Origin of the sequence: Sphingobium sp. MP9-4 (assembly GCF_005281675.1) — a bacterium.
Classification (GTDB): Bacteria; Pseudomonadota; Alphaproteobacteria; order Sphingomonadales; family Sphingomonadaceae; genus Sphingobium; species Sphingobium yanoikuyae.
The window spans coordinates 90,864-97,223 of sequence record NZ_LUFI01000024.1 but is presented as its reverse complement, the minus strand read 5'-3'; the positions used below and the strand labels follow the sequence as shown (position 1 = coordinate 97,223).

At 58.7% G+C, this 6,360-nt stretch carries 9 protein-coding genes; 6 read left to right on the top strand and 3 right to left on the bottom strand.

From position 1 onward, the window contains the following. Positions 1-263 precede the first annotated feature (263 nt). From folE to A0U87_RS26140, 6 genes are all read left to right on the top strand, one after another. Positions 264-896, top strand: coding sequence for a GTP cyclohydrolase I FolE (gene folE / locus A0U87_RS06780; RefSeq protein ID WP_004209646.1), 633 nt, complete (start codon positions 264-266; stop codon positions 894-896). A gap of 277 nt (positions 897-1,173) precedes the next feature. Beyond that, positions 1,174-1,857, top strand: a complete 684-nt coding sequence (locus tag A0U87_RS06775; protein ID WP_240700512.1) for an FAD-dependent oxidoreductase — start codon at positions 1,174-1,176, stop codon at positions 1,855-1,857. Further along, a complete protein-coding gene (locus tag A0U87_RS06770) occupies positions 1,854-2,612 on the top strand; it encodes an SDR family NAD(P)-dependent oxidoreductase (protein WP_004209644.1) in 759 nt (252 codons plus the stop codon). Before A0U87_RS06775 ends, A0U87_RS06770 begins: the two co-directional genes overlap by 4 nt. Positions 2,613-2,703: 91 nt before the next feature. Next, the gene (locus A0U87_RS06765; RefSeq protein WP_080993714.1) at positions 2,704-3,243 is read left to right on the top strand and encodes a lipocalin family protein; all 540 of its coding nucleotides are present in this window, start codon (positions 2,704-2,706) and stop codon (positions 3,241-3,243) included. Between the two features lie 126 nt (positions 3,244-3,369). After that, a complete protein-coding gene (uraH, locus tag A0U87_RS06760) occupies positions 3,370-3,771 on the top strand; it encodes a hydroxyisourate hydrolase (protein ID WP_004209641.1) in 402 nt (133 codons plus the stop codon). A 355-nt stretch (positions 3,772-4,126) separates the two neighbouring features. After that, on the top strand, positions 4,127-4,294 hold the full coding sequence (locus A0U87_RS26140) for a DUF6771 family protein (RefSeq protein ID WP_004209640.1): 168 nt from the start codon (positions 4,127-4,129) through the stop codon (positions 4,292-4,294). Here the strand turns inward: A0U87_RS26140 and A0U87_RS06755 are convergent, their stop codons facing one another. The 3 genes from A0U87_RS06755 to A0U87_RS06745 all read right to left on the bottom strand — a co-directional run bounded on the left by A0U87_RS06755 (position 4,295) and on the right by A0U87_RS06745 (position 6,332). After that, positions 4,295-5,239, bottom strand: a complete 945-nt coding sequence (locus tag A0U87_RS06755) for a nucleotidyltransferase and HEPN domain-containing protein (protein WP_004209639.1) — start codon at positions 5,237-5,239, stop codon at positions 4,295-4,297. Between the two features lie 54 nt (positions 5,240-5,293). Beyond that, entirely contained in the window at positions 5,294-5,782 is a 489-nt protein-coding gene (locus A0U87_RS06750) for a MarR family transcriptional regulator (RefSeq protein WP_037490798.1), read from the bottom strand. A gap of 88 nt (positions 5,783-5,870) precedes the next feature. Continuing rightward, on the bottom strand, positions 5,871-6,332 hold the full coding sequence (locus A0U87_RS06745; protein WP_004209636.1) for a hypothetical protein: 462 nt from the start codon (positions 6,330-6,332) through the stop codon (positions 5,871-5,873). Positions 6,333-6,360: the final 28 nt, after the last annotated feature.

Here is a 6,360-nt window from a genome sequence, read left to right as displayed (position 1 = left end):
CCGCATCACGCTTGAACTCATCGCTGAAATTGGGCTTCCCCATCGTCGTCTCCTGTCCTCAAAATTAGGATAGAAGGCGTCCAGAAATCTAGGGGCTACTCAGGCCGCTACCTGGCTGTTGCAAATCAGAGAATTGGGATCCGATATTCTGGTCACTGCAACTCCTTCCCATTTGGTCATATCGCAGAGCCCTGTTCAGTTGACTAGCATGCCCTCTTCGCATCGCTTGCAAGGGGCAGGCGGCCAGATATTCGAGAGCTGTCATGAATTTCGTTACTGCCGGGTTCGTCCCTATCGATGAGGATAGCTCGAAAAGCGGTCCAGAGCCTCTCTCAGCTCCCCAAGAAGTTCACCATGCTATCCGAACGCTTCTGCGATGGACGGGCGACGATCCTGATCGTGAAGGCCTTCGAGATACGCCTGCGCGCGTGACGCGTGCATGGAAAGAATATTGCAACGGATATGAGATCGATCCAGCCACCTATCTTTCTCGCACGTTCGATGAGGTAGGAGGATATGATGAAATAGTCCTCTTGCGTGACATCCCTTTCCAGTCCCACTGTGAGCATCATCTTGCGCCAATCACGGGAACCGCCTCGATAGCCTACCTTCCCAAGGACAGGGTCGTGGGCATATCCAAGTTGGCCCGTGTTCTGAACGGATATGCCCGGCGCCTCCAGGTCCAGGAGCGCCTTACCGCTCAAATTGCGGACTGTATCTGGAACAATCTCAAGCCCCATGGGGTCGCTGTCATCATCAAGGCAAGTCATGGTTGCATGACCGGCCGCGGTGTACGTACCCATGGCGTAACGATGATGACCAGCAAGATGCTCGGCTGCTTCCGCGATGATCCCACAAGCCGTAGGGAGATCATGACACTCATGCAGTCTCAATAAAATGCCTCGCATTGGCATCATCGGGGCTGGCATTGCAGGATTGGCCTGCGCAGGACGGCTGCGTCATTGCGGTGAAATCATGCTCGTCGACAAGGGGCATCGTCCCGGTGGCAGGCTCACAACGGTCGCAATTGGATCATCATCATGGGATTTGGGAGCGCCTTGGTTCACGGCAAGGGATCCCAGATTCCGAACTGAAGTCGGGCGTTGGCGAAAGGCTGGCTGGGTTGCGCGTTGGAGCGACGGCCCAGGGAATGCGATGGTAGGGGTGCCCGCAATGGCCACCTTGGTTCGCGAGCAAAGCCGGCGTTTTGACGTCCATTTTGAGTTCCGGGTTCAATCTCTTGTCAGGGAAGATTCAAGTTGGATGATCCAGGCAGAGGGAGATTGCGTAGGTCCATTCGACACGGTGGTGATCGCCGTTCCGGCTGAGCAGGCGGCACCACTGCTGTCTCTTCACGATCTCGAAGCTGCGCGCGAGGCCGCGTCTGTCAGGTCCTCACCTTGCTGGGCGGTTATGGTCGAATTTCCGCATCAACTGGATGTACCAACGCCGTTCGCTACCAACGTCGATATTTTCTCGATGGTTGCATGCAACAGGCCCAAACCTGAAAGGGGTGATGGTGAATGTTGGATATTGCACGCCAACAGCCACTGGTCCCAGGATCATCTGGAATGGTCGCCGCCTGAGGCTGCCGCGTATCTTCTCGACGCCTTTGCGCGACTTTTCCAGATCAGGCTCCCTGCCCCCACATTTTTGAAGGCCCATCGCTGGCGGTTCTCGCAGCCCTATGCGCAGTCGAGCAGGATCATCTGGAATCCTGGCATAGGCTTGGGTGCCTGCGGAGACTGGTGTCATTCACCGACGGTCGAGGGCGCATGGCTTTCGGGCGTCCTGCTTGCTGACACAATGCTGTCGCAACCGATCGACGCTAGCGTCAATGGAGCCGTCGCACGATGACTGCTTTGCAAAATGAGACAGGCAAATATCTGGCCCGACCCGCAACGGCGGCGATATTCGGCGCGAGTGGCGCGATCGGCCAGGCCATTGCGCTCCGTCTCGCGCAAGGTGGACGGTTCAGTTCGGTCCACACCGGCTCGCGAAAAGGTCGATCTGTCCCGGCCCCGGACTGCGTGCCCTTCAGCTTCGACCTGGAGAATGAGGCGTCGATTGCCGCGGCAGCAGCAACTCTGCCAAGCTCGCTCGACCTGATATTTGTCTGCACCGGCATGTTGCACGATCAGGTGGCGGCAATCGCTCCGGAAAAGACGATGCGTGCCCTGGACGCCAAAGCACTCGCACGAAGCTATTTGATAAATGCTATCGGCCCCGCTCTCATCGCCAAACATGTCCTGCCACGGCTTGCGAAAGATCGACGCGCCATCTTCGCTGTGCTCTCAGCAAAGGTCGGGTCGATCGGCGATAACCGGCTTGGCGGTTGGCATGCCTATCGGGCAAGCAAGGCAGCACTGAACATGATGATCCGAAATTTCGCGATCGAGATGGGGCGGACACATCCCCAGGCCATCGCCGCTGCCCTCCATCCCGGCACCGTAAGGAGCGCCCTTTCCGCTCCCTTCACCGCCCGCATTTCGACCGGAAAAATCTTCACGCCGGAATATGCTGCGGAGCGGCTGCTCGATGTGCTCGATGGGCTTACACCGCAAGACAGTGGCGGGCTGTTCGCGTGGAACGGAGTCCGGCTGCCAGACTAAAGTGGTACGAGCGGCGCGTCTCCCTCCTTCACGGAAACATCCAACATTCGGTGCGTATAGCAGGCAAATTCCAACATATCGTGAAAGCAAGATGCATAGAAAATTGATTATCGGCAGCCTGCTGGCTGCCACGACTCTACTAGGCGCATGCGCGCTCATCCAGCGGCCCGGACCAGTTGGTAACGTTAATGTACCCGCCCCCGCCAAAGCCGTCGACCTCGCACAGTATATGGGGCTCTGGTTCGAGCAATTCAGATATGAGGCACCTTTTCAGAAGGACATGGACGGCGTCACAGCCAACTATGTGATGAATCCGGACGGCACCGTCCGGGTCGTCAACCGTGGACGCCGGGGATCGAAATGGAAGGAATCGGTCGGCAAGGCCAAGCTGGTCGAGGGTAGCGGCAACGCCAAGCTCAAGGTATCATTCTTCGGCCCATTCTATGGCAACTATTGGGTGCTGGATCATGGCGATGACTATAGCTGGTCTATCGTCGGAGAACCCAGCGGCCGCTATCTGTGGGTACTGACCCGTGACCAACATCCTTCGGACCAGATGAAAACCGAGCTTGCCGAGCGCGTCAAACGGTTGGGATATGACTGGAATCTGGTACGCATCACCCGCCAATGATGGCGCGTTTCGACATTTCTCATAGCGGGAACTGGACGCACTCAGCCCGCTTTGAGCATCGGGCGGGAGGACGTGAGCCAAATGGACGTATTTTGGAAAAGAGCATCGCTTTTCGGGGAGGTCACCATGAAACTAGCTACCTTGGCCGTATTCGCCTCAATCTATGGGTGCAGCGTCTTCCCGGCCACCGCCGCTGAAATTTCCACGCATGTGCTCGACCTTGCACGTGGCACCGGCGGCAAGGGCGTGCCTGTTGCACTGTCCAAGCGCTCGGCGGATGGCGTCTGGCAGCAAGTGGCCAAATCAACGACGGATGCCAATGGTCGTGTTCGTAGCTTCGACGATGGCGGCCTGTTCGACACGGGCGTCTACCGCCTTGAATTCGATATGTCGAAATATCCCGATGCGTCTGCAAATCCCTTCTTTCCTGAAATTGTCCTGACCTTCCGCGTTGCCGACAAAGAGGGCCATTATCATGTCCCGGTGGTAGTCAGCCCTTATGGATACTCGACTTACCGGGGCAACTAATGTGCAGGGAGCGAAGCTCTTGAGATCCGCGGTCGAAGCCAGTTGGCCAAACCGTCGATGATGTGCAGCTGAGGGTTTGAGAGCCAGTACCTATCGGCCTGCGCTTTCTCTCAGTCGCCAATTGGCTAGCGCAAAGGACAGCCAATCGGCGCATATTGAGTGCAATCTTCTTTCCGCTGCAGGGACATGACGTCGAGACATCGGGGATAGCAAAGGCAAGAAGCGCGGTATCCGTGTCCGGCGGCGGCCCACTCACTAGAGTGGATCATGTTTTTTGCACCCGCATCGCCGCGCCCCACGGATGTGTGAGACCGATGCGTTGCCTCGATAGCCAAGGCCCGGCATAGGCGCGCATATGAGTGAATTCGTACAGGCCGCCATTCTCGCCGTGATCAAACGCGCCCCGATCTGGATCCGGCAGGATCTGACATCGAAGGATTTAGGCGCCCGTGTCCGTGCGGAGGAGTCGCTCGCCATGATCATTGCCGACGCCATCCGCAAGCAGGGCGAACTGCCCGAATGATCAGGTCCTGGATGTTCGGGCGAGAACGCCGGCAGTCCGCTTCAACTCGGCTATCCGTTCGGCGCAGACTTCATGCACCACACAGCCCAGATCCTCGACCTGTCTGCCAAGCCAGCTGAGTTCCGCTTCGCTGATCTTGTAATGCTTGGAATAGCGGGCCTTCACATAAGCCTCTTTGAGCTTTTCCCAGCGTGCCTGATCGATGCGCCGCTCGCGCGGCCAGACATCGACCAGCCGGCGATCCAGCCGCTCCGCCTGTGTGCGCAGGAATCCGATATTATGGACATGGGGCGTGTAGAAGGTCGTGACGAGCAGCACGCAGTGATAGAGCCGTTCAGTGGCCTGATGCATGTCAAATGCCGCTTTTTTTAGCCAACCTTGCGACGCGGAATGCAAAGCGGACGCGTGGAAATGGTTTGCCGTAGGAAACCACTCCTCGAAATATTCCTGTGCCATGGCAAGCGCCTGGTCGGGCGTCTTTGGCTTGGGAACATGGAGCTCGCTGTCTTCGACCTGATAGAGCGCGATGCCGTCTTCGCGCACGTCCATGAAGAAATAGCGGCCATGGGCCAGACCGTCATTCACCTCCTGCAGCGTATGGACAATGAAATTGACCGGGGTACGGATCGCGTGGGTGATCGCCAGTTCGCGATTGAAGCGGTCCTCGAGCTTGAGCCAATAGTCGACCCGCTCGGTCAGCCGCTTGTCATTGACGATGATGAGAATGTCATAGTCGGACTGATAGCCCTTGGCGGTGTGCGGTTCGTCGACCCATCCGCCCCTGGCATAGCTGCCATAGAGAATGATCTTCTCGATCCGGCCGCGCTTCTTCCAGCCATGGTTGGCGAGCGCCAGCGCATCCTCGAATTCCTCGAAGATGATCCGCACGACCCGTTCGAGCTCGCGCTGTTTGTCGCCGGGCAAATGATCCAGATCGGTCCGCATCATCCTATCCTAGCTTAGTCCGCAGGGCGGCTGCAATGAGGGGCCGGCCGTTCGTCACGATGGCTCTTCACGACGTACGATCTGTTCCAAGATCGCGCGCGCTTCAGTTTGCCAATGGTGCATGGCCGCCAGCGCTGCCGGGGATAGTCTCACCAGCTTGCGGCGGCGATCACGGGGATCGGCAAGCCTTTCAATGACGCCGAGCGCTGCCAGCTTCTTGATCCATCTCTGCGCGGTTGCCGGCGCAATCCCTGCGGCAATTCCTACCGCCGTGACAGAGAGGTCGATCCGTTCAAGGGCGCAGGCATAGATGTCGAGCATGATATCCCATGCCGGTTCAGCCGATTGGACAAGCGCGGCATGATCAGCGCGGCGACGGCGCATCTCGCCGATCGATCGGATGAATCTTGCACCCATCTCGTCCTCCAAAGGAGTAGGGGCTCGGGGCACGCGCCGCCGTTTGGTGCCGGCTAGCATCCTGGCAGGCTTTCCTGGCGCCGCCATGTTGCCAGGTCGGAGCGCCTTGCGCGGTTGATCGGTCATCTCGCCTTGTTTCCGGCATGACGCAGGTCTGACCTGTGGATAAGTCCGGCTCTTGGCCCGACATGCCGCTGCGCTGGGCTTGTGCCTTTTACCCGGCGTGGTCGGCGGCAGGCCGGCGCGACCAGGCCGGGTCGACGCCATGGCGGCGGAGCCGACTGCGATGCCGCGCGGTGGCAGCCGCCAGGAAAAGCATCTGCGGCACGGCCCAGAAGGCGGTGCTGATCCAGTAGAGGACAGGAACGATCTGCGGATCGAGCAACCGGATGACATGGCCCATCACCGCCAGCAGCTGACAGGCCGTGATCGCCATCGGCCAGTAGCGGCGCGCGAACAGCATGATCGCCCCCAGCGCGATCAGCATGGCGAGATCGACCAGGAAGATCGCCGATTGGAAGCCCTCTGGCGGGGGAGGCGCATGGATGGAAATCATGATCGAGGCGAAGGTGCCTGCAAGAAAAACTCCTGCGGTCAGCCGCTCGGGGCTGCCGCCCCGCACCAGGGCATAGCTGCAGCAGATTGCCGAAAGGATGAGGAAGGCCAGCAGGATCATGGTCGCTTGTCCACATTAAGGCTGGCCT